Source organism: Cohnella cholangitidis (assembly GCF_014107495.1).
GTDB lineage: Bacteria > Bacillota > Bacilli > Paenibacillales > Paenibacillaceae > Cohnella > Cohnella cholangitidis.
The window spans coordinates 4,851,517-4,873,007 of record NZ_CP041969.1; the positions used below are offsets into that span (position 1 = coordinate 4,851,517).

The 21,491-nt window shown below is 51.6% G+C and carries 18 protein-coding genes and 1 pseudogene; 16 read left to right on the forward strand and 3 right to left on the reverse strand.

All coding sequences use genetic code 11. From position 1 onward, the window contains the following. The first annotated feature begins 81 nt into the window (after positions 1-81). The 10 genes and pseudogenes from FPL14_RS22390 to gntK all read left to right on the forward strand — a co-directional run bounded on the left by FPL14_RS22390 (position 82) and on the right by gntK (position 11,181). The gene (locus FPL14_RS22390) at positions 82-915 is read left to right on the forward strand and encodes a MetQ/NlpA family ABC transporter substrate-binding protein (protein WP_182299835.1); all 834 of its coding nucleotides are present in this window, start codon (positions 82-84) and stop codon (positions 913-915) included. Positions 916-996: 81 nt separating this feature from the next. Next, the gene (locus FPL14_RS22395) at positions 997-2,187 is read left to right on the forward strand and encodes an aminotransferase class I/II-fold pyridoxal phosphate-dependent enzyme (RefSeq protein ID WP_182299836.1); all 1,191 of its coding nucleotides are present in this window, start codon (positions 997-999) and stop codon (positions 2,185-2,187) included. Between the two features lie 16 nt (positions 2,188-2,203). Beyond that, on the forward strand, positions 2,204-3,226 hold the full coding sequence (locus FPL14_RS22400; RefSeq protein ID WP_182299837.1) for a methionine ABC transporter ATP-binding protein: 1,023 nt from the start codon (positions 2,204-2,206) through the stop codon (positions 3,224-3,226). After that, positions 3,223-3,882, forward strand: a complete 660-nt coding sequence (locus FPL14_RS22405; RefSeq protein ID WP_182299838.1) for a methionine ABC transporter permease — start codon at positions 3,223-3,225, stop codon at positions 3,880-3,882. The genes FPL14_RS22400 and FPL14_RS22405 overlap by 4 nt, the downstream gene beginning before the upstream one ends. 82 nt (positions 3,883-3,964) lie before the next feature. Next, positions 3,965-5,092 (forward strand): iron-containing alcohol dehydrogenase family protein, encoded by a 1,128-nt coding sequence (locus tag FPL14_RS22410; RefSeq protein ID WP_182299839.1) that lies wholly within the window; start codon positions 3,965-3,967, stop codon positions 5,090-5,092. After that, positions 5,092-5,799, forward strand: coding sequence for a 5'-methylthioadenosine/adenosylhomocysteine nucleosidase (locus FPL14_RS22415; RefSeq protein WP_182299840.1), 708 nt, complete (start codon positions 5,092-5,094; stop codon positions 5,797-5,799). Before FPL14_RS22410 ends, FPL14_RS22415 begins: the two co-directional genes overlap by 1 nt. A 620-nt stretch (positions 5,800-6,419) precedes the next feature. Next, entirely contained in the window at positions 6,420-7,319 is a 900-nt protein-coding gene (gnd, locus tag FPL14_RS22420) for a phosphogluconate dehydrogenase (NAD(+)-dependent, decarboxylating) (RefSeq protein WP_182299841.1), read from the forward strand. A gap of 117 nt (positions 7,320-7,436) precedes the next feature. After that, positions 7,437-8,111 carry a GntR family transcriptional regulator gene (locus FPL14_RS22425; RefSeq protein WP_182299842.1) on the forward strand — a complete coding sequence of 225 codons (675 nt, stop codon included), beginning with the start codon at positions 7,437-7,439 and terminating at the stop codon, positions 8,109-8,111. Positions 8,112-8,247: 136 nt separating this feature from the next. Then, a pseudogene (locus FPL14_RS22430) lies at positions 8,248-9,608 on the forward strand (GntT/GntP/DsdX family permease). A 31-nt stretch (positions 9,609-9,639) separates the two neighbouring features. Further along, entirely contained in the window at positions 9,640-11,181 is a 1,542-nt protein-coding gene (gntK, locus tag FPL14_RS22435) for a gluconokinase (protein WP_182299843.1), read from the forward strand. A 61-nt stretch (positions 11,182-11,242) separates the two neighbouring features. On the opposite strand, the gene yyaC is transcribed toward gntK, so the two are convergent. Beyond that, a complete protein-coding gene (gene yyaC, locus FPL14_RS22440) occupies positions 11,243-11,827 on the reverse strand; it encodes a spore protease YyaC (protein ID WP_182299844.1) in 585 nt (194 codons plus the stop codon). 256 nt (positions 11,828-12,083) lie between these two features. On the opposite strand from yyaC, the gene ndk reads away from it, so the two are divergent. From ndk to FPL14_RS22460, 4 genes are all read left to right on the forward strand, one after another. Then, a complete protein-coding gene (gene ndk, locus FPL14_RS22445) occupies positions 12,084-12,503 on the forward strand; it encodes a nucleoside-diphosphate kinase (RefSeq protein ID WP_182299845.1) in 420 nt (139 codons plus the stop codon). A 203-nt stretch (positions 12,504-12,706) separates the two neighbouring features. After that, complete coding sequence (gene nirB / locus FPL14_RS22450; protein ID WP_182299846.1) at positions 12,707-15,133, forward strand: nitrite reductase large subunit NirB; 2,427 nt, start codon at positions 12,707-12,709, stop codon at positions 15,131-15,133. A gap of 38 nt (positions 15,134-15,171) precedes the next feature. Then, complete coding sequence (locus FPL14_RS22455; protein ID WP_182299847.1) at positions 15,172-15,513, forward strand: nitrite reductase (NAD(P)H) small subunit; 342 nt, start codon at positions 15,172-15,174, stop codon at positions 15,511-15,513. A gap of 17 nt (positions 15,514-15,530) precedes the next feature. Beyond that, positions 15,531-16,820, forward strand: coding sequence for a class II aldolase/adducin family protein (locus FPL14_RS22460; RefSeq protein ID WP_182299848.1), 1,290 nt, complete (start codon positions 15,531-15,533; stop codon positions 16,818-16,820). Between the two features lie 571 nt (positions 16,821-17,391). Here FPL14_RS22460 and FPL14_RS30075 read toward each other — a convergent pair. Together FPL14_RS30075 and FPL14_RS22470 are read right to left on the reverse strand one after the other, a co-directional pair. After that, on the reverse strand, positions 17,392-17,592 hold the full coding sequence (locus FPL14_RS30075; RefSeq protein WP_229263620.1) for a hypothetical protein: 201 nt from the start codon (positions 17,590-17,592) through the stop codon (positions 17,392-17,394). 658 nt (positions 17,593-18,250) lie between these two features. Then, positions 18,251-18,637 (reverse strand): hypothetical protein, encoded by a 387-nt coding sequence (locus tag FPL14_RS22470; RefSeq protein WP_182299849.1) that lies wholly within the window; start codon positions 18,635-18,637, stop codon positions 18,251-18,253. Between the two features lie 339 nt (positions 18,638-18,976). On the opposite strand from FPL14_RS22470, the gene FPL14_RS22475 reads away from it, so the two are divergent. Further along, positions 18,977-19,555 (forward strand): hypothetical protein, encoded by a 579-nt coding sequence (locus tag FPL14_RS22475; protein WP_182299850.1) that lies wholly within the window; start codon positions 18,977-18,979, stop codon positions 19,553-19,555. A gap of 227 nt (positions 19,556-19,782) precedes the next feature. Further along, a protein-coding gene (locus FPL14_RS22480) for an IS1182 family transposase (RefSeq protein WP_182299851.1) occupies positions 19,783-21,140 on the forward strand; the annotation gives its coding sequence in 2 pieces (ribosomal slippage) (positions 19,783-20,353 and positions 20,353-21,140; 1,359 coding nt in all). Positions 21,141-21,491 lie beyond the last annotated feature (351 nt).

Consider the following 21,491-nt stretch of genomic DNA (forward strand, 5'->3'; position numbering starts at 1 on the left):
TACGGTGTAAAGTTCGTTTAAACTACAATTTGCATCAGATTACTCGGAATTAATCGAGTACACAAAGGGAGAGAAACATTCATGAAGAAAAAATGGATTTATCCGGTTCTGTTAATCGTGGCGGTCGCACTAATCGTATCGGGGTGCGGCAATTCCAATAGCGGCAAAAAGGCCGACGACGATAAAACGATCCGCATCAGCTTTAACCCGGGACCCTACAGCGACCAGTTCAAGAAAGGCGTGGCGCCTTACTTGGAGAATAAAGGCTACAAGATCGAATATACCGAGTTCACCGACGGCATCCAGCCTAACGTAGCGGTATCCAAAGGCGAAATCGACGCCAACGTCTTTCAGCATTCGCTCTATCTGGAATCGATCAATAAAAGAGAAAAAATCGATTTGATCGGCGCGGTTCAAGTGCCTACGCCTCCTATGGGGCTATACTCCAAGAAACACGCGAGCCTGGACGAGATCAGCGAAGGCGCGACGATCAACCTGCCGAACGAACCGGTGAACATGCTGCGCGCGCTTAATATTTTGAAAGAAGTCGGTTGGATTACGCTAAAAGACAATATCGATCCGCTGCAAACTTCGCTAAACGACATCACGTCCAATCCGCACAAGCTGGATTTCTTGGCAACGGAACCGGCTCAAGGGCCGCGCGCGCTTCCGGATGTCGACTTCGCGGCTATCCAAGGGAACTTCGCGGTGGCCAACGACATTAAGCTGACTACGGCTCTTCAATTGGAGAACATGACCGATCCGTTCACGAACATCGTGGCGATCGACAGCGCGAACAAAGACGCCCAATTCGTGAAGGACATCGTCGAGGGTTACCACTCTCAGGAGTTCCAGGATTATATTAAGTCGAATCCGATCTACGAGGGTTACAAGCTTCCAAGCTACTTTAAGTAATCCATTCTCGGTCCGTCATTCGGATTCGCCGAATGACGGACCTTTTGTTTGCATTCAATCTTGCGCAAGGGAGAACGGACCATGGCGGAATTTAATCCATCCGATATCGTAAGCAGGCTTCCCGACAATTATTTCAGCGCGATCGACGAGAAGGTGGCTGCCTACCAGAACAAGGGGATCGACGTTATTAATTTGGCCAACGGAAACCCCGACCAGCCGACTCCCGCGCATATCGTCGAAGCGTTAAAGGAAGCCGTGGAGCTGAAAAATAACCAAGGTTACCCGCCCTTCTTCGGGAAGCAAAGCGCGAGGGAGGCGGTATCGGTATTTTACGAGCGGGAATACGGCGTGGAGCTGGACCCGGATACCGAGGTGGCGGTCTTCAACGGCTCGGCGATCGGGGTAATGGGCATTCCGCAGACGATTCTTAATCCGGGAGATTATTTGTTGACGACGGATCCCGCCTATCCGCCGTATTATACGGCGGCGAAGCTTGCCAGGGCGGAGATCTATACGATTCCGGCAGAGGAGCGGGACGGGTTCCTGCCCGACTATCGAACCGTTCCGGACGAGATTACCCGCAAAACGAAGCTGTTAATGCTCAACTATCCGAACAATCCTACGGGAGCGGTGGCGACGAGAGACTTTTTCGACAAAACGATCGCTTGCGCGGCGGAGCATCATTTTCCCGTCATGAACGATTTTGCTTACGGGGCTTTCGGGTTCGACGGGCATAAACCGTTAAGCTTGCTGCAGATCTCCGGGGGCAAGGACTACGGGGTGGAGACGTACACCGCGTCCAAAACCTATAACATGGCGGGCTGGCGCTTCGGCTTTGCCGTCGGCAACGCTTCGGTGATCGGGGCGTTGAAGCTGTACCATACTCACGCGTACAGTACGGTGTTCGGCGCCGTGCAGGATGCGGCGGCTGCGGCGTTGCTCGGTCCGCAGCAACCGGTGCAGGAGTTAGGCCGATTGTACGAGCAACGCCGGGACACGCTCGTTCGGCGATTGCGCGAAATCGGGTGGGACGTTGCTTCCCCTAAGGGGACCTTTTTCGCTTGGTTCAAAGTACCGTCCGGATTTACGTCGGAGACGTTCGCGGACTTCCTGCTCGACCATGCGCATGTCGCGGTCGCGCCCGGCAGGGGTTTTGGAACGCAAGGCTCGGCTTACGTGAGGGTGAATCTGTTGAACAGCGAGGAAAGGCTCATAGAAGCAACCGAGCGAATCGCGGCAACGAAACTGTTCAAGCAGGCTTCGCCGCTCTGACAGGAGGTCAAACGGGATGATCGAACTAAAGGACATTCATAAAACGTACGAGCGGAACGGGGCAACCAACGCGGCTCTCAAAGGCGTGAGCCTACGGGCGGAGAAGGGGGACATCTTCGGCGTCATCGGCTATAGCGGCGCCGGAAAAAGCACTTTGATCCGCCTGATCAACTATCTCGAGAAGCCGACCAAGGGTCAGGTCATCGTCGATGGCGTGCCGCTGGACTCTTATAACGACAAGGAACTTCGTAGCGTCAAGAAGAAGATCGGGATGATTTTTCAGCATTTTAACCTGCTCGAGTCCAAGACGGTGTTCGACAATATCGCGATTCCGCTGGTGTTGTTGAAGAAGAGCAAAAAAGAAATCAAGGAGCGCGTAACCGAGCTTCTGCAATTCATCGGGTTGAGCGACAAAGCGAAGAGCTATCCGAAAGAGCTGTCCGGGGGACAGAAACAACGCGTCGGCATTGCCCGGGCGCTCGCCAGCAACCCGTCGATCCTGCTGTGCGACGAAGCGACGTCCGCCCTGGATCCGCAGACGACGCAGTCGATCCTCGCCCTGCTCAAGAAAATCAACGAGGAATACGACATTACGATCGTGATCATCACGCACGAAATGGCCGTGATCCAACAGATTTGCAATAAAGTCGCCGTCATGGAGGACGGCCGAATCATCGAGCAGGGCGACGTCTTGTCGGTATTCGGAAATCCGGAGCATCCGACGACGCAGAATTTCGTCAGAACGGTCATTCACAACACGGTTCCGGGGAGCGTGCTTCATTCCCTTCAAACGGAAACGAAAGGCCGGGTGTTCAAGCTGGAATTCATCGGCGACTCGGCCTCGAAGCCGATCATTAGCGGGTTGATTCGCAATTACGACGTTCAGGTCAATATTTTGTTCGCCAATATGACGGAAATTCAGGCAACGACGCTCGGGAACATGATCATCCAACTGAACGGCTCGGACGAGACGATCGACCGTGCGGTCGCGTTCCTCGCGGGCGAAGTGCAATTCATAGAGGAGGTTGACCGCGTATGATAGATACCGTGATTACGTCGGAGCAGCTGGTCCGGGCGATTAACGAGACGCTGCGAATGGTCGGATTTTCCCTCTTGTTCGGGGCGCTGCTCGGAATTCCGATCGGTATTCTGCTCGTCATCGCCCGGCCGGGCGGGCTGCTCGAGAACGCTGCGCTATATCGGATCCTGAATCCCGTCATCAATATCGTCCGCTCGTTGCCGTTTATTATTTTGCTCGTGGCGATCCTGCCGTTCACGAGACTGATCGTCCATACGTCGATCGGTACGAGCGCGGCAATCGTGCCGTTGGTTCTTTACGTCGCGCCTTATATCGGCAGGCTCGTGGAGAACTCGCTGCTCGAAGTAAGTCCCGGCATTCTGGAGGCGGCGCAAGCGATGGGGGCTACGCCTCTGCAGGTGATCTGGTATTTCATGCTGCCGGAAGCGTTCGCTTCTCTCATTCTAACGATGACGACGGCGACGATCGGCCTGATCGGGGCGACGGCGATGGCGGGAACGGTAGGCGGAGGAGGATTGGGGGATCTGGCGATCTCTTACGGCTATCAACGTTTCGATACGTTTACGATTATCGTCACCGTCGTTCTGCTCGTTATTTTCGTGCAAGGCATTCAATCGTTAGGCAACGTGCTGGCCCGCAAAGCGCGCCGCGAATAGACAGGTTGAAATAGACAAGCTGATAGACAAGCTGACATAGACGATCTGGAACAGACTTTCGAGAATGCGGGGAAACCGAAACATGCACTTGGATAAAACACTGATCGTACGCGGGGCGCCGCAGGAATTCATTTGCCGGACGGGCTGCTGGGATGAACTGGAACAACATTTGGAAAGGCGGGGAATCGGAAGCGCGCTAGTCGTTCATGGCGAGGCGTCATGGCAGGCCGCGTCGTCTTACTTTCCCGAAATGACAAGAACGAGAGTTCATTTCGAGAAGTATAACGGCGAATGTACCTACGATGAACGGGACCGGTTGATTCGGGCGATCGAAGACCGGGGGCTGCAAGCGATCGTTGCCGTCGGCGGGGGAAAGCTGACGGACGTAGCCAAAGCCGCGGCCAATTCGCTGAACGTTCCCGTGATCATCCTGCCGACGCTCGCCTCGACTTGTGCCGCTTGGACACCTCTAAGCATCGTATACGATGACTCGGGAGCGATGGTCGGTTTCGATGTATATCCCCGGGGCAACTCTCTTGTCCTGTTAGATCCGCAAGTGATTCTGGACTCGCCTTCGGAGTTGCTGATTGCCGGCATCGGCGATACACTTGCCAAATGGTACGAGGCCGACGTCATCATCTCGCAGTTGGATACGGTTCCGGTCGAAATCGAGATCGCCCGTTTCGCCGCGAGAAAATGCCGGGACGACTTGCTGCAATATAGCGTAACGGCGCTGAAGGCTTTGGCGGACAAGCGTCTTAACGAGGCGTTCGTTCGCATTGTCGAGACGAACGTTATGGTAGCCGGAATGGTGGGCGGATTCGGTGATCGTTACGGCCGTACGGCGGGTGCTCATTCGATCCATGACGCGCTTACCTACGTCCCGCAATCCCATCGTTTGAAGCATGGCATGAAAGTCGCTTACGGGGTGCTCGTGCAACTGACGATAGAGGGGAAGCGTGGAGAGATCGATGCCTTGCTGCCGTTCTATGCGCGATTAGGCTTGCCTGCTAGCCTGAGAGACATGGAATTGGATTTCTTGTCGCGGGCTGAACGGCTAAGATTAGCGGAACGCGCCGTGGAGAGGGAGGCATCGATTCATATGATGCCGGGAGACATAACGGCGGACGCCGTATTCGACGCGATAGAAAGGTTGGAGCGGTATACGACATCTCAGCCTGAACGACTAGGAACACAAGGAGGAGCATAATGAGTATTGCTATCATAGCCGCCATGGAAGAGGAAGCGGCAGAGCTGAAGTCGCGGATCGAGGGGATTCGGACGACGACCGCGGCCGGAGGCGTATTCCACGCGGGGCAATTGAGAGGACAAGATGTCGTATTGCTGGAAAGCGGCATCGGCAAAGTAAACGCGGCATTAACGACGGCGCTGTTGATCGAGAGATATCGCCCCGAGCTGATTATCCATTACGGAGCCGCGGGAGGGCTGGATCCGGAATTGCAAGTCGGAGACGTCGTCATCGCCACCGAAACGGCTTACAGCGACGTCGATGTGACGGCATTTAACTATGCCTACGGACAGGTGCCGCAGAGACCTGCGCGATTTGCCGCGGATAGCGGATTGATCGAGCTAGCGCGGAAGTCGCTGGCGGGCAAAACGTTCGACTATCGTATCGTCTATGGCCTGATTACGACGGAAGATGCCTTCATCCACGATCCGGCGCGCGTCGCGCGCATTCGCGGTCATTTTCCCGATACGAGAGCTACGGATATGGAAGGCGCGGCTATCGCGCAGACGGCCCATCAGTTCGGAGTGCCCGTCCTCGTTATCCGCTCCTTGTCGGATTTGGCGGGCCAAGGGGCGGCCGGTTCTTTCAAATCATATGTGGATCTAGCCGCGAGGAATTCCGGGAAGATCGCCGAAGAGCTTGTTGCATCTTTCAAGGGAGCTCATTGAGCAGCAGGGACAGACGCAGTCGCCTAGCTAGTGAATGCTCGATAAGCGATTGTCCTGCATACGTCGTCGAAGCGAATAACGTTATAGGATAACTCTATCTCACTGCCTCCAACTGGATATGCTAGCAATAGGGTGATGCCATCCCCTTATTGCTGTCCAGCCGGCGAATTCGCTCGCTGTCGATGCAAATAACGTTATGCGATAACGCTATCTACCTGCCACCAAATGGATATGCTAGCATTAGGATGATGCCATCACCTTATTGCTTGTCAAGCCGGCAAATTCGCTCGCTTGAAGAACGAAGGCCAAAAAAGCGCCTTCGTTGAGTCGCACCAGCCTCGCTTGAAGAACGAAGGCCAAAAAAGCGCCTTCGTTGCACTTTATTGCTCATCAACCGCACTCCCCCATATTGCCAGACCGAATCCGCCGTCCGTGTGCGGAATATAGCCCCGCCCATTGGTTTTACTTGCCAAGCGATTCCTTGAAACGGCATATTTACAGATTTCTAGCCAGGGGTTAATATAATCAGGGTAAAGTTGTATACAAGTATACAAATATTCAAGAGCAACCTCACGAATTTAGTCACGCATTTCATCACACATCAGGCAGGGGGGAGTCAATTGGAATTAGGTTTGATCGGACTTGGCAAAATGGGGTTCAATTTGGCTCGAAATCTGCTGCTTAATCAACATCGGGTTACCGTCTATGACGTAGATCCCGAACCGGGGGCGGAACTCGCGAAACTCGGAGCGGTGCCGGCGGCTTCCATCGGGCAACTGGCGGCGAATTTGCCATCGCCTCGAACGATATGGATTATGGTACCCGCGGGAAAAATCGTGGACGAGGTCATTGATAGCTTGCTTCCCGATCTCGAACAAGGGGACATCGTTATCGACGGAGGCAACTCCCACTACAAAGACTCCGTCGTAAGAGCGGATAGGTTACGGGAGCGGGGCATTCGGTTCTTCGATGTCGGCACTTCGGGCGGCATGGAAGGGGCGGCTAACGGAGGCTGTTTTATGATCGGGGGCGATCGGGAGGCGTTCAAGTTTATCGAGCCGCTTTTCCAAGCCATCGCCGTCGATCGAGGGTATTTGTATGCGGGCGCCAACGGCAGCGGCCATTATTTGAAAATGGTCCACAACGGTATCGAATACGGGATGATGCAATCGATCGCGGAAGGCTTCGAATTGTTGTCCAAGAGCCAGTACGAGTTCAATTACGAAGACGTCGCGCGGGTGTGGTCCAACGGATCCGTCATACGCGGTTGGTTGATGGAGCTTGCCGAACAAGCTTTCTCCAAAGATCCGAAGCTAAGCGGCATCAAAGGGAAAATGATGAGCTCCGGGGAAGGCAAATGGACGGTTCAAACGGCGCTGGATCTAGAAGTCGGCACGCCGGTCATCGCGCTGTCCCTGCTGATGCGATACCGTTCGCTCGAAGAAGATACGTTCCACGGCAAAGTAGTCGCCGCCTTGCGCAATGAATTCGGAGGACATTCGGTCGTTCGGAATTCATAGCCGGCCGCGCATGAAGGCTTCGTCTCCTATGGATACGATCGGGATGAATATGCTAAAATCAATCGATAAACGGTCGATTTTGCGAGTCCGATTACGTAGTTATAGGAGAGTTAACCGATGCTTCATTTTCCTTCCGCATGGCTTCAAGGCGTTTCACGGGGAGAATCGATTGCGAGCGAGCTAAGGCTGCAGATCATTAAGGGCACCCTGCAAGCCGGCGAAGTCATTTCCGAGAACAGAATAGCGGCGGATTTCGGCACGAGCCGATCGCCTGTCAGGGAAGCGTTGAAAACGTTGTCCAACGAAGGGCTTATCCGTCTAGAGAGAATGGGAGCGGTCGTCCTAGGACTAAGCGGGGAGGACGTCGAGGAACTGTACGACGTTCGTTACTTGATCGAGAGCTTCGCGCAGCAACGGCAGGCGGAAGCGGGCAGCGACAAGCTGATCGGTCAATTGAACCAGCTAATCGACAAGATGCAATTAGCCGTCAAATACGGCGATATCGTGGATTTCTCCTACTCGGATTTCAGCTTCCACGAGGCGATAATATTGGAAGCCAAGCATACAAGAATATTGCACATGTGGAAAAGCATTCGGCAAATCGTGCTCACGGTTATGCTGATCACGACCGAAGAGATATTTTCCCAAGGAGAAGAGAAGCTTAAGCTGGTGATCGACAAGCACCGCGCGATCGTCCAAGGGTTGGAGTCACGTAACTCGGAAGTCATTCAGAAAGTCGTCCAACAATATTTCGCGGATTCCAAATTAACGCTTCATAACAGCCTGCCGTGACGCTTCATTAAGCGGGCGATTGGTTATTCGAAGTTGTCGACAAGTATACATGACTCCATGCCGCTAAAGCTTTAAATCGCTCGACAATGGATATATTACCAACATCTAAGAACTCACATACGGAAGGATTTTACCCATGAACAATCTCCTTGGTCTGAGCCATAACGTGACGTTGATCGTATGGGCTTTGGTTTGCATCGTGTTCCTTGTCGTTCTGATCGCGAAATACAAGTGGAACCCCTTCGTCTCGTTATTGATCTCGGCTCTGCTGCTCGGCTTCCTCGCGGGCATGCCGCGCCGGAAATTATTAAAGCGGTTACGGGCGGGCTTGGCGGCACGTTAGGCACGATTGCCATCGTCATCGGTCTCGGAACGATGCTCGGAAAAATGATGGCGGAATCCGGCGGGGCGGAACGGATCGCGACGACGCTGGTCGACCGGTTCGGAGAGAAGCGGGTTCATTGGGCGATGATGATCGTCGGATTTATCGTCGGAATTCCGGTTTTCTTCGAGGTCGGCGTGATTTTGCTCATTCCGATCGTGTTTATCGTCGCCAGGAAAACAAAGATGTCGTTATTGCAAATAGGGATTCCTGTATTGGCGGGTTTGTCGACGGTTCACGGTTTAGTTCCGCCGCACCCGGCGCCGATGATCGCGATCGATGCTTACCAGGCCGATCTTGGGAAAACGATTCTCTATTCGATCCTGATCGGATTGCCGACGGCCATCATCGCCGGGCCTCTGTTCGGTAAATTCATCGGCAAGCGGATCGCGATCGAACCGCCCGCGGATCTGGCCGAACAGTTCGCTTCCAAAGGCAGCCGAGAGCTTCCGGGATTCGGAATTACGTTGTTTACGATTTTGTTACCCGTTATGCTAATGTTGATCGGCTCGATCGCGATTATCGTCGATCCGGATTCGACGAGCCGCCTAACGCCATTTTTCGAATTCATCGGGCATGAGATCATCGCGCTGCTGATCGCGGTCGTGTTCTCCTTCTTCTCGCTCGGATTCGCAAGAGGCTTCAACAAAGAAGATATTTCCCGGTTCGCGAGCGAGTGTTTGGCGCCGACGGCGACGATCATCTTGATCATCGGCGGGGGCGGGGCATTCAAACAAGTCTTGATTACGAGCGGCGTTGGCGGAGCGATCGCGGAAATCGCGACGCAAGCCAACATCAACATTATATTGTTCGCATGGTTCGTGGCGGCGCTCATTCGCGTCGCGACCGGATCCGCGACGGTGGCCATGACGACGGCGGCGGGAATCGTAGCCCCGGTGCTTGCCCTGAGCCCCGGAGCGAACGTAGAGCTTGTCGTGCTGGCGACGGGAGCGGGCTCGCTTGTACTGTCGCACGTGAACGATGCGGGATTCTGGATGGTCAAGGAGTTCTTCAATATGACCGTCCCGCAAACCTTAAAGACCTGGACCGCAATGGAAACGATATTATCGGTCGTCGGACTGGTATTTATCCTGTTGCTGAGCATGGTTCTTTAGAGGAGTTATCTTAAAGGGGATTGAACGACCGATGAATAATACCCGATACATGATTGGCGTCGATATCGGAACGACAAGCACGAAAGCCGTTCTGTTCGATGAGAAAGGCAAACCCGTGGCCAAGGCCGACGCGGGATATCCGCTTCATACGCCTACGGCGTCCGTTGCGGAACAGGATCCCGAGCAAATCTTCCGCGCGGTGATCCATACCCTTAAACAAGTCGTGTCCGACGGCCGTATCGGCGCCGATCAAGTCATGTTCGTCTCCTTCAGCTCGGCGATGCACAGCGTCATAGCCATCGATGCCGACGGCAAACCGCTTACGCCTTGCATCACTTGGGGGGACAACCGCAGCGCCGAATGGGCGGAGCGATTGAAGAACGAGATGGGCGGATTGCAAATTTATTCGCGCACGGGAACTCCGATTCATCCGATGTCTCCGCTGCCCAAGTTGATGTGGCTTCGGGATGAGCAGGGGGACGTATTCCGCAAGGCGGATAAATTCATCTCGATCAAAGAATACGTGCTAGCCGAACTTTTCGGCGAGTATGTCGTGGACTATTCGATCGCATCCGCAACCGGATTGATGAATCTGAACAATCTAGACTGGGACGAAGAGGCTCTATCCGTTGCCGGAATTACCCGCGACCGGTTGTCCAGGCTTGTTCCGACGACTTACGTGCTCGAAGGCATGAAGTCCTTCTATTCGGCGGAGATGGGATTGGCCGGCTCGACTCCGTTCGTAATCGGAGCAAGTGACGGCGTTCTCTCCAATCTCGGAGTGAATGCGATTCAGCCGGGAGTCGTCGCGGCGACGATCGGTACGAGCGGCGCCATCCGGACGGTCGTGAACCGGCCGATGACGGATCCTAAGGGCCGGATTTTCTGTTACGCGTTAACGGAGAAACATTGGGTAATCGGAGGCGCGGTGAACAACGGAGGGATGCTCTTCCGCTGGGCGAGGGATGAATTCGCCGCAGCCGAAGCGGAGACGGCCAGAAGGCTGGGGATGGATCCTTACGATTTGTTGATGCAGATCGTCGAGAAGGTAACGCCGGGAGCGGACGGGCTTCTCTTCCACCCTTATTTGACGGGAGAGCGGGCTCCGTTATGGAACGCGAACGCGCGGGGATCGTTTTTCGGGTTGAACCTTCACCACCGGAAGGAACATATGATTCGCGCAGTGCTGGAAGGGGTTATTTTTAACCTGTACACGGTGCTGCTGGCCATGGAAGAACAGATGGGGAGGCCGACCAGAATCCACGCGACCGGAGGATTCGCCCGTTCTCCCCTATGGCGCCAAATGATGGCCGATATTTTCGATCAGGAAGTGGTCATCCCGGAAAGTTACGAAAGCTCGTGCCTAGGCGCGGCCGTCCTCGGGTTATACGCCACGGGCAGGATCGATTCGCTCGATGCGGTGGCCGATATGGTAGGCGCTACTCACGAGCACAAGCCGATCAAGCGGCATGCCGAAATCTATCACGAACTGTTGCCGATCTTCATCGGAATTTCCCGCAAGCTGGAAGAGGAGTACGAAGCGATAGCGAAATTCCAACGGAAAATCCGATAACGCATAATGCTTTCATACTAAAGCGGAGCCTTCGCTAGGAATAACCTAGGAGGCTCCGTTTTTATGGATTCGCAACGTTGTCTTGCCTGCCGCGGGATGAAACCGAGATCGCGACGAACAGGCTTCTGGAAATCAGGCTCGCCATGCTCATCACGAGATGAAGCCGCGTGTTCTGCAGGACGTGGTAAGCGAATAACCCGCCTACGTTAACGACTCCGGAAATGTGAATGTCCCCGACGGGAGATAACGTTTTGTTCACTCCGGCGCCCGGCCGCAGCGGACCGTCTCCGACGAGAACCGCCCCGATGCTGGCGACCGTTCCGAGACAGGCATCGATTCCGATGACGAACGGATCGTCGATCGTACGGTTCAACCGTTCGAGCGTATCGTCCAGATTCATCGCGTGAACGGGATTTTCCAGCGTACCGAACAGATCGAACGACGGCGAACGGTATTTGCTGAGCAACGATCCGGTTAGGGGACCAAGGGCATCGCCCGTGCAGCGGTCCGTCCCGATGCACACGACGGCGATTCGCCGGCCGGGAGGCAAAGCTTTGAAGTAGCCGCTCAGGCGATTAGTCACGCGTACCGTAGCGGCGGGATCGGTATGGGCAATGGGAACGGGAGGAACGGATAACGGCGACATAGTTCACCTCTCTAAAGTAGAAAATATGCATCATAACTAAATGATACATTATGTATCACAAAAGTGTTGTCGATATTTAGCGGGGATTTATAAGCACGGAGTAAGTTTTTTTCGACAGTGTGCAAGCGCGGTCCTTAGCCGAAACTGGATTAAAGAAGTCGAATATTCGTAACAAGGGTTGTGAGAGATATCACACTTCTATAAACTGGAACTGAGTATACTATCGATAAGTTCCATCCCGAAGGAGGAAGATTCCATGGTCAAAACGAAAACGTTCATCATGATCAAACCAGACGGCGTGCGAAGAGGATTGGTCGGGGAAATCGTAAGAAGGTTCGAACTGAGGGGATTCCGACTCGTCGACGCCAAGCTGGTCGACGTGGATCAAGCCCATGCGGAGAGGCATTATAGCGCGCATAAGGACAAGCCCTTCTTTCAAGAGCTCGTTGATTATATTACTTCCGGTCCGGTGTTCGCCATGATCTGGGAAGCGGAGAATGCCGTGGAGATCGGAAGAAGCATGATCGGCGCGACGAATCCCGTGAAAGCCGTATCCGGGACGATCCGCGGCGATTACGGAACTTCGGTGGAATTCAACGTCATTCATGGCTCGGACTCTCCGGAAAGCGTCGAAAGAGAGATTGCCGCCTTCTTCGGCAAGAACGCTAGGGCGTAAAGGTTCAAGGGTTAAGCGGAGAAATCAAGCCGTTTAACCCTTTGTCTATCCCGTGACATTATTTATGTCCGTTTTGCGACTTTTGCCGAAGAGTGAAAAAAGTCATATTTACACAATGGCTGTCTTGCTAGACTAAAGTCGTAACCTAGTAAGTGAATTTTTTCACAATAAAAGCAGAAGCTTCGTTGAAGGGGAGATTGCAAATGGCAACCGTACGTCAGAAGCTAGTGTTAGTCGGGAACGGCATGGCGGGTATAAATACGATAGAGCATATTCTGAAGCTGGCCCCCGAGCGGTACGAGATCACCGTATTCGGAAGCGAGCCGCATCCGAATTACAATCGGATTATGCTGTCGTACGTGCTCGAAGGCAGCAAAACGAAAAACGAAATCATCCTGAATGACTGGGATTGGTATAATGCCAACGGCATTACGTTATATACGAACACGACCGTGACGCATATCGACACTGCCGAACGCACGGTTCATGCGGACAACGGATTAGCGGTTGCGTACGATCGTCTGATTATCGCTACGGGATCGAACCCGATCATCCTGCCTGTTCCGGGGCACGAATTGCCGGGGGTAGCCGGGTTCAGGGACCTTGCGGATTGCGACACGATGCTGGAAACGGCTCAACGGTATCGTAAAGCGGCTGTTATCGGGGGAGGACTGCTGGGACTGGAGGCGGCAAAAGGACTGTTAAACCTTGGCATGGAGGTCACGGTCATCCATCTGATGGCGGACTTAATGGAGCGCCAACTGGATCCGATCGCGGCCGCGATGTTGAAGGCCGAGCTGGAACGGCAAGGGCTGGCGTTCCTGATGGAAAAACAAACGGCCGAGATTTACGGATCGGAGCGCGTGCAAGGGGTGCGCTTCAAGGACGGATCGGAGCTGGACACCGATTTTATCGTGATGGCGGCGGGCATCCGTCCCAATATCGGTTTGGCGGAGCGAAGCGGAATTGCCGTTAAGCGCGGAATTATTGTCGATGACCTGATGCGGACATCCGCGGCGGACGTGTATGCGGTTGGGGAATGCGTGGAGCACCGTAACGTCTGTTACGGCCTTGTGGCGCCTTTGTTCGAACAGGCAGCGATTCTTGCGAAGCAGCTATGCGGCGTTGAGACGAAATCCTATGAAGGCACGTCGTTGTCGACGAAGCTGAAAATATCGGGAGTCGACGTGTTCTCGACGGGAGAATTTCTGGATAGCCCCGAGCTAACCGTTATTCGTAAGCAAGACGACTGGAAAAAGATTTATAAGAAATTATTGCTGCGCGGAAACAAGATCGTCGGCGGAGTTCTGTACGGGGACGTCGCGGATTCCAGCAGAATGCAGCAATGGGTTCGCGAAGGCGCGGAGATGACGGAAGGTCTTTACACCGAATTCATGGGCCAGTCGGGCGAAACGATGTCCGCCGCGGATCGCGTCGCGCAAATGGCCGATGAAGAGATCGTATGCGGCTGCATGGGCATCTCCAAAGGATCGATCGTAGACGCCATTAAGCAGCATGGACTCACCTCGGTAGACGAGGTCAAAACCTGCACGGGCGCGGGCCGTTCGTGCGGAGGCTGCAAACCTACCGTCGCGAATATTCTGCAACACGTTCTCGGAGATCAATATACCGGTGCCGGAGCTTCCAAAGCGGGGATTTGCGATTGTACGGCTTTGGGCCGGGACGAAGTCGTTAACGAAATCAAAAGGCTGCATCTGACGACGATCAAAGAAGTCATGAACGTTCTAGGGTGGAATAATCCGGAAGGATGCTCCAAGTGCCGCCCGGCTTTAAACTACTACCTCGGCATGTTATGGCCCGAAGAGCACGAGGACGAGAAGGAATCGCGTTTCGTTAACGAGCGGATGAACGCCAACATTCAGAAGGACGGTACGTATACGGTCGTTCCACGGATGTACGGAGGAGTTACGACTCCGCAAGAACTGAAGAGAATCGCGGAAGTCGCCGTGAAGTACGACGTCAAGATGGTTAAAGTGACGGGAGGACAGCGGCTCGATCTGATCGGGGTGGGCAAAGAGGATCTGCCCGCCGTATGGCAAGATCTCGATATGCCTTCCGGTTATGCTTACGCCAAGTCATTGCGCACGGTCAAAACTTGCGTCGGGTCGCAATTTTGCCGTTTCGGCACGCAAGATTCCATCGCGATGGGAATCCGGCTCGAGAAGACGTTCGAACGGCTGGACATGCCGGCTAAGCTGAAGATGGCCGTTAACGGTTGCCCGCGCAATTGCGCGGAATCGTGCACGAAAGACATCGGCATCGTAGGCAATGACGGGGGCTGGGAGCTTTACGTGGGCGGCAACGGCGGAATTAAACCCCGCATCGCCGACCTGCTGTGCAGGGTGAAAACGGACGATGAACTGGTTGAGATTGCCGGCGCTTTCCTCCAACATTATAGGGAAACGGCCAAATACTTGGAGAGGACGTCGGATTGGCTGGAGCGAGTGGGCTTGGATTCGATTAAGCAGCAAGTCGTGGACGACCTCGACAATCGGAGCGCGTTGAACGGACGGATCCAGGCGGCGCTCGCGGACGTGGAGGAGCCTTGGAGCAGCGCTATCGCGGAGACCGTTACCCGGAAGCAACTTTACGAGGATATCAAAATATAATTCACGCAAATATTCGAATTGGACAAGGAGGCACGAATATGGGAGCGAATCTTATTCATAAGATGACTTATGTTTCCGTCGGAGCGCTGGAGGATTTTCACGTGCGAATCGGACGGGTCGTTCATACCCAGCAGGGAGAAATCGCCGTTTTCCGGACAACGGACAATCAACTGTTCGCGCTGGAGAACAAGAGCCCTCACCGCAAAGGGGGCCCGCTTGCGGAGGGGATGGTTTCGGGACGCATGCTGTACGACCCTCTATATGATCTTAAGATTTCGTTGGAATCGGGGCTTGTTCAAGCCCCGGACAACGGGCAAGTCAAAACTTATCCCGTACATGTAATCGGGAATAAGGTACTTCTAGGATTAACGGACGAATAATAGGAGAGTGAACGAAGATGCAATTCGAATTGCTTCATCCCGCCGATCAAATCACCTTAATGATGGAGCGTATTTACGGCTACGGCATGACGACGACTTCCGGCGGCAATCTGTCCATCCTCGACGACAACGGCGACATTTGGATAACGCCTGCCGGGGTAGACAAGGGTTCGCTAACCCGCAAAGATATCGTCTGCGTGAAAGCGGACGGAAGCGTGGAAGGGATACACAAGCCGTCCAGCGAATTGCCTTTTCATAGATTGGTTTACCGAACGAGGCCCGATCTGAAGGCGGTCGTTCACGCCCATCCTCCGGCTCTTGTTTCCTTCAGCATCGTCCGGCGCATTCCGGACACGAGGATGCTTCCGAACGAAAGGAAAATATGCGGACAGATCGGAATGGCCGATTACGCGCTGCCCGGAAGCGAAGAGCTTGGCCGCAATATCGCCGACGTCTTCGCGCAGGGGATCGATACCGTGATGCTGGAAAACCACGGCATCGTCATCGGAGGTCCGGATCTATTCCAAGCGTTCAAAATATTCGAAACGCTGGATTTCTGCGCGAGATTGGAAATTAAGGCGAACACGATCGGCAAGCCCGTGTTGCTGTCGGAAGAGCACTACGAGACGGTTGCCGCGAACGAGGAAATCCGTCTAGAGACTTTCCGTCCGCAAGGCTATAGCGCGAAGGAAAGAGAACTCCGCAGGGAAATGATCAAATTCATTCAGCGATCGTACGACCAACAGTTATTTACGAGCACGCAAGGGACGTTCTCGCAACGGCTTGACGACGGCGGTTTCATCATTACGCCTTACGGCATGGATCGCAAATACATGGACGTCGAGCATCTCGTTCGCGTCGATCAAGGGAAAGCGGAGGAAGGCAAGCAACCAAGCCGCTCCTGGAAGCTGCACGAAAGCATCTACGAGCAGCATCCGCACGTGGATTCCGTCATGATCGCCCATCCTCCCAATATTATGGCTTTCGCCGTAACGGACAATGTTTTCGATTCCAGAACGATTCCGGAAAGCTATATTTTGCTCCGGGGTACGCCAAAGCTGTCATTCAGCTCCATCTATAAGAACCCCGAGAACGCGGCGGCGAGTTTTACGAAAGATACCCCGATCGCTCTGGTGGAGAACAATTGCGTGATCGTGACCGGCCAAAGCTTGCTGAACGCATTCGATCGGCTGGAGGTCGCGGAATATAGCGCGAAGGCGATTATATCGTCCCGATGCATCGGCGATATCGTGCCGATAGACGATAAGAAAATTCGCGATATCGAAGAAGCGTTCGGGCTAGCCTGACGTATAAGACGGGCGAAATGGCGGCGGAAGGATGGACATCCTGATGCCGCCATCATTCCTGTTTATGACTCATACAGAGCTGGAATTTTGTTTACGAGTGTTCTTCGACAATAAAGTTGTTTAATTTTCAATCAAATAACTCAACAAAATCAAAGGCCCTTTTATTAATAATTTTCAATAAAGTTGTTTAATAATCTAACGATTTCATTTGAAAAGTATAATAAAGTTGTTTAACGTTCTGAGTGGTCCTATTCAAACAATTGCTACCGAAAACTTATTTTGCATAGTTCGCATTCAATCAGCAGGCATACTCAAATTAGCACCATTAATCAAGTAGATAGGGGCGGAAAGCCCATGACCTCTCACACTACCATACATGCGGGACCGCATACGGCGGTTCCTAAAGGTTAACGAATTTCAAAATGCCGTTTATTTATATTTCGGGACATCTCCCAGCATCTATACGTACCCGCTTGGAGTTCCCACTTTACGGTTTCCCAGCGTTCCCACAAGTTCGCTTGTAGCTCAGCTACCGTCACTTGGTCTATGCCGGGTGCTCTTCCGTTTTGTTTCACACGCTTATAGGCGTCTCGAAGATTGCTCTCTTCGAGCATCCGCTCCAGCAAGTCGTATTGTCCTTCGCGAGAAGAATGGTCGATTTTGCCGACGAAGAACTCGGCGCTCCGGCATACCCTGGCGGTTTCACCGTTTCTCTTTGCCGCGAGCTCTCTTGCGGGATATTCTGCTGTCGTTGCTCTTCGCGCGAACGCATCGGTTTCTTCTCTCCTTTAAGTTCAGCTCTTCCTTGTGTTGTTGCAACAACACACGTACTATGGCTTCTGCTGACTCCTGCGGGTTCAGCGCGGCTTTTCAGCCGCGGTTACGAAGTTACTTCGCGTATCCCGCAGGCCTCCCCGGATAAGAACGCCATCTTTCCGCCCGTGCCCGCCCAAGTCTACAGTCTTTGGCAGCTTAGGTTATGTTATGGTGACTCATCCGTCTGCAACCGCATCAAATTGGATTCGTGTACCTCGAGCCGTGCTTTTGCCTCCGGCTTCCTTCAGATTCCGCCTCGCGGCGGTCACCCTTGCCCTTGGCTAATGGTAGTCGCTTGCCAGCCCCCCATTCGGGACTTTCACCCTAGAGATGACGCCCATGCTGGGTGTACATAGACAAAACCCTGCGAAATCGCAGGGTTTTACTGTCTCAAATTATTTGGCTGAAAGCAAAGTAGAAATCAAGAGACCGTCTGCAGCGGTTAGCAGCCTTGGGAGTTTCCCACCGTCTGGGAAACCGGTTATTGAAGGAGCTAAAGGGTTTTGGTTTAGGACAAATCGAGAGTTCAAATGAGACGTATGTCACACCTAGAGAGCTTTTCAAAATGAAATCTGCCATAACGCTGCTTCGATTAATTACAGAATAGAACACGATTATTTTTTTAATATCAATTTTTCAGTCTCACCATCGAGTGTTAAAGTAATAATAAATTCGTTGTTTTCATTGGGAGTGAGATTATTATTGCTGTTACTTTTCTCATATCTGTAACCAGATGTCCATTCCCCCTGTTCGGAACCTGAAAAGTAATTTGAAGCTCCTGCAAGTTTGTATTCGAAATTATTAATGGTATCTGTTCTTTTTCCTATATATTCACATGAAATTGTACTTATATCTTTATTGTTAATTGTGAGTGAAACCCTCCAATTTTCAGAGACACCTTTGTAAATGTTTGAATTATTTGATTTGTAAACAAACACTGATGATACAAGAACAATAAATAGTATGGCTACTGATAGGACATACGCTCTGTTAATCCTCAATTGAATACCTCCTAATTTTTTCCTTTACACATCTTACTACTAATGTTACCATATTTTTGTAACTAAAAAAATAATGTCATCTAAGGAGGGGTGAATCAGTTACTATTATTACCTCGGCAGTACCAATACTAAAACATCTTGAAGGGAGAATTTACTTATGAAAAAATTCTTGTCTACATGTCTAGTTAGTGTTTTGTCTATTGGTCTAATAGGTAGTTCATTTTCGGCTTCCGCTGCAGCCTATCAAAAAAAGATGATTCAAATAGTATCCCTGCCGGATATGAAATTGTAAAGGTCTATGATGAATCAAATACTGCTACCAATCAGCGAATGAATAGATTGGCTGAGTTGGGAATGGTGGTGGCTCCGGTAATAACTAATAATGTTACGGGTGAGACAACCACGCTTGATGTCATAGAGCATGAAACAAGACCGCTTTACGATTTAAGAAATTTAGAGACTGGAGCAATTGCTACTCAGTATGCAACAGATGTAAGCGCTAGGGCTTCGGGGACATATTCTGATAACATCAGTGACTCGACTTTAAGCGTTACTGCTTATGCTACTTTATTCTATATTACTGAAACCGTTAGTGGCGAAATATTTGCAGGATTAGATAAGGTTTCTTGGCGTTATGAAATAAGTGATAATGCGGTTGCGTTAAAGAATTTAACTCATAAGTACCAACAGTCTGGCGCAGGACAAGGTACGTCAACGGCCATTGATCAAAGAAATACTTTGTATCCCACGGCTCTATCTGGAACAGATCTTGTAAGAAATTGGGGCTGGACGAAGGTTAGTATTCTTGGTACTTTTTATAAATATGGAGTAGAAATGACCTCAACTTTATACCGGACAAATAATCCTACCTATACTTGGACAATGAACCTCCAAGTCTACCAGGTAGGAATACTTTAACAGTTTAATATGTTGTCTTCCAACAGCTGTTCACCTAACCGCTGATGTGTAACCGATAGGTAGTGAAGATATTAAATGTTCGAAAGAAGCAAAAGAACCAATACTTAAAATTGGTTCTCAGGCTGTCGAGAAAGTCTCGACAGCTTTTATTATGTCTAAATAGTTTAATACGACACCGCGTTAATTTGGTATAATAGATTTAACTATACCGAACGGATGGTGTTTCCATGCTTCGTTCTAATCGCGATAAACAACAGAACTATGAATTTGTTTCCATCGAAGATCTTGTTCCCGCCGATCACATGCTTCGAAAGATCGATAAATATATCGACTTCTCTTTCATCGATGATAAGGTACGCCCACTTTATTGCGAAGACAATGGTCGTCCCGCTGTTGATCCGGTCGTACTCTTTAAGATGATTTTTCTGGGCTACTTCTATGGCATTCGGTCCGAACGGCAGTTGGAGCGAGAAATCCAGACTAATCTTGCTTATCGCTGGTTCCTCGGCCTCGGATTGACTGACCGCGTGCCGGATCATACGACGATTAGCTGGAATAGAAGAACACGGTTTAAGGATACAACTGTATTTCAAGATATCTTTGATGAAATCGTCTTACAAGCGATCTCACACCGGATGGTCGGCGGAAGAGTCCTTATTTCCGACTCGACTCACATCAAGTCCAGCGCCAATAAACATAAGTACACCAAAGAACAAGTACAGCAAAATACGAAGGCGTATGTGGACGAGCTGAACGCCGCTGTTGAAGCTGATCGGAAGGCGCATGGAAAAAAGCCCTGAAACCTAGAGAGGAGGTGAACGAAGACAAGGAAGTGAAGGTTAGTACCACCGATCCCGATAGCGGGTATATGGTTCGCGACGGCAAGCCGGAAGGCTTCTTTTATCTGGACCACCGCACGGTTGATATGAAGTACAATCTCATTACCGATGTCTTTGTCACGCCAGGTAACGTACATGATTCGATGCCCTATCTCGAACGATTGGACCGTCAACGCGAAAGATTCGGTTTTCAGGTAGAAGCAGTAGCATTGGATTCAGGTTACCTCACAGCACCGATCTGTAAGGGGTTGGACACGCGGAAAATCTTTGGCGTTATTGCTCACCGCAGATTCCATCCTACACAAGGCCTGTACCACAAACATGAATTTAAGTATGATGACGAGCGAGATCTTTATATTTGTCCGCAAAAGCAGGAGTTACCGTATAAAACGACAGACCGACATGGTTACCGACACTATGCTTCTGATCCGCAGCAATGCGCGTCATGTCCGATGTTAAACAAGTGTACCCGGTCACAGAACCGCCGAAAAGTCGTGACTCGGCACGTGTGGGAAGAGAGCAAAGAGCGCGTGCGACTTAACCGGCTGAGCAAGTCGGGCAAGAAGCTATACCGCAAACGAAAAGAAACGATTGAGCGAAGCTTTGCGGACGCCAAAGAGCTCCACGGGTTTCGCTATTGCCGTTTGCGAGGACTGCGAAATGTGACCGAGCAAGCGCTTATGACTGCTGCTGTACAGAATATGAAGAAGATTGCCCTCCATCTGGACAGGAGGGAAATGGGGTAATAATCTCCCCAGATCCCCCTTCTTCCAGGCACCTAAATAAAAAAAGAAACCCAATGTCTAAAAAGACGTGGGTTTCTCGACGATCTGAGAACCAATACTTAAAATTGGTTCTTTTGCTTCTTTTCTAAATAGATTATTAATTTGAGGCACGAGTTTCTACATTCCTAGTAATATATTATACCAATTAACCGGCGTTGAATCATTTCCATTTATATACATTCTAAATCTAATGTTCTAAGCACCGGTTCTAGTGTCACTTGACAATGAACGTGTAGTATTTTCTGCAAGAAATCCCCTCCAATTTAACAAAAAGAGTCACGTTCTTATTTGTCTACTTTAAGGGGATATTTT

Bases quoted from the DNA above. Each gene is read 5' to 3' on its own strand.
- FPL14_RS22405 (WP_182299838.1), top strand. From the start codon at position 3,223: ATGATAGATACCGTGATTACGTCGGAGCAGCTGGTCCGGGCGATTAAC.
- ndk (WP_182299845.1), top strand. From the start codon at position 12,084: ATGGTCAAAACGAAAACGTTCATCATGATCAAACCAGACGGCGTGCGA.
- nirB (WP_182299846.1), top strand. From the start codon at position 12,707: ATGGCAACCGTACGTCAGAAGCTAGTGTTAGTCGGGAACGGCATGGCG.
- FPL14_RS22460 (WP_182299848.1), top strand. From the start codon at position 15,531: ATGCAATTCGAATTGCTTCATCCCGCCGATCAAATCACCTTAATGATG.
- FPL14_RS22410 (WP_182299839.1), top strand. From the start codon at position 3,965: ATGCACTTGGATAAAACACTGATCGTACGCGGGGCGCCGCAGGAATTC.
- gntK (WP_182299843.1), top strand. From the start codon at position 9,640: ATGAATAATACCCGATACATGATTGGCGTCGATATCGGAACGACAAGC.
- FPL14_RS22395 (WP_182299836.1), top strand. From the start codon at position 997: ATGGCGGAATTTAATCCATCCGATATCGTAAGCAGGCTTCCCGACAAT.
- FPL14_RS22400 (WP_182299837.1), top strand. From the start codon at position 2,204: ATGATCGAACTAAAGGACATTCATAAAACGTACGAGCGGAACGGGGCA.
- yyaC (WP_182299844.1), bottom strand. From the start codon at position 11,827: ATGTCGCCGTTATCCGTTCCTCCCGTTCCCATTGCCCATACCGATCCC.
- FPL14_RS22455 (WP_182299847.1), top strand. From the start codon at position 15,172: ATGGGAGCGAATCTTATTCATAAGATGACTTATGTTTCCGTCGGAGCG.
- FPL14_RS22415 (WP_182299840.1), top strand. From the start codon at position 5,092: ATGAGTATTGCTATCATAGCCGCCATGGAAGAGGAAGCGGCAGAGCTG.
- FPL14_RS30075 (WP_229263620.1), bottom strand. From the start codon at position 17,592: ATGCGTTCGCGCGAAGAGCAACGACAGCAGAATATCCCGCAAGAGAGC.
- FPL14_RS22425 (WP_182299842.1), top strand. From the start codon at position 7,437: ATGCTTCATTTTCCTTCCGCATGGCTTCAAGGCGTTTCACGGGGAGAA.
- FPL14_RS22390 (WP_182299835.1), top strand. From the start codon at position 82: ATGAAGAAAAAATGGATTTATCCGGTTCTGTTAATCGTGGCGGTCGCA.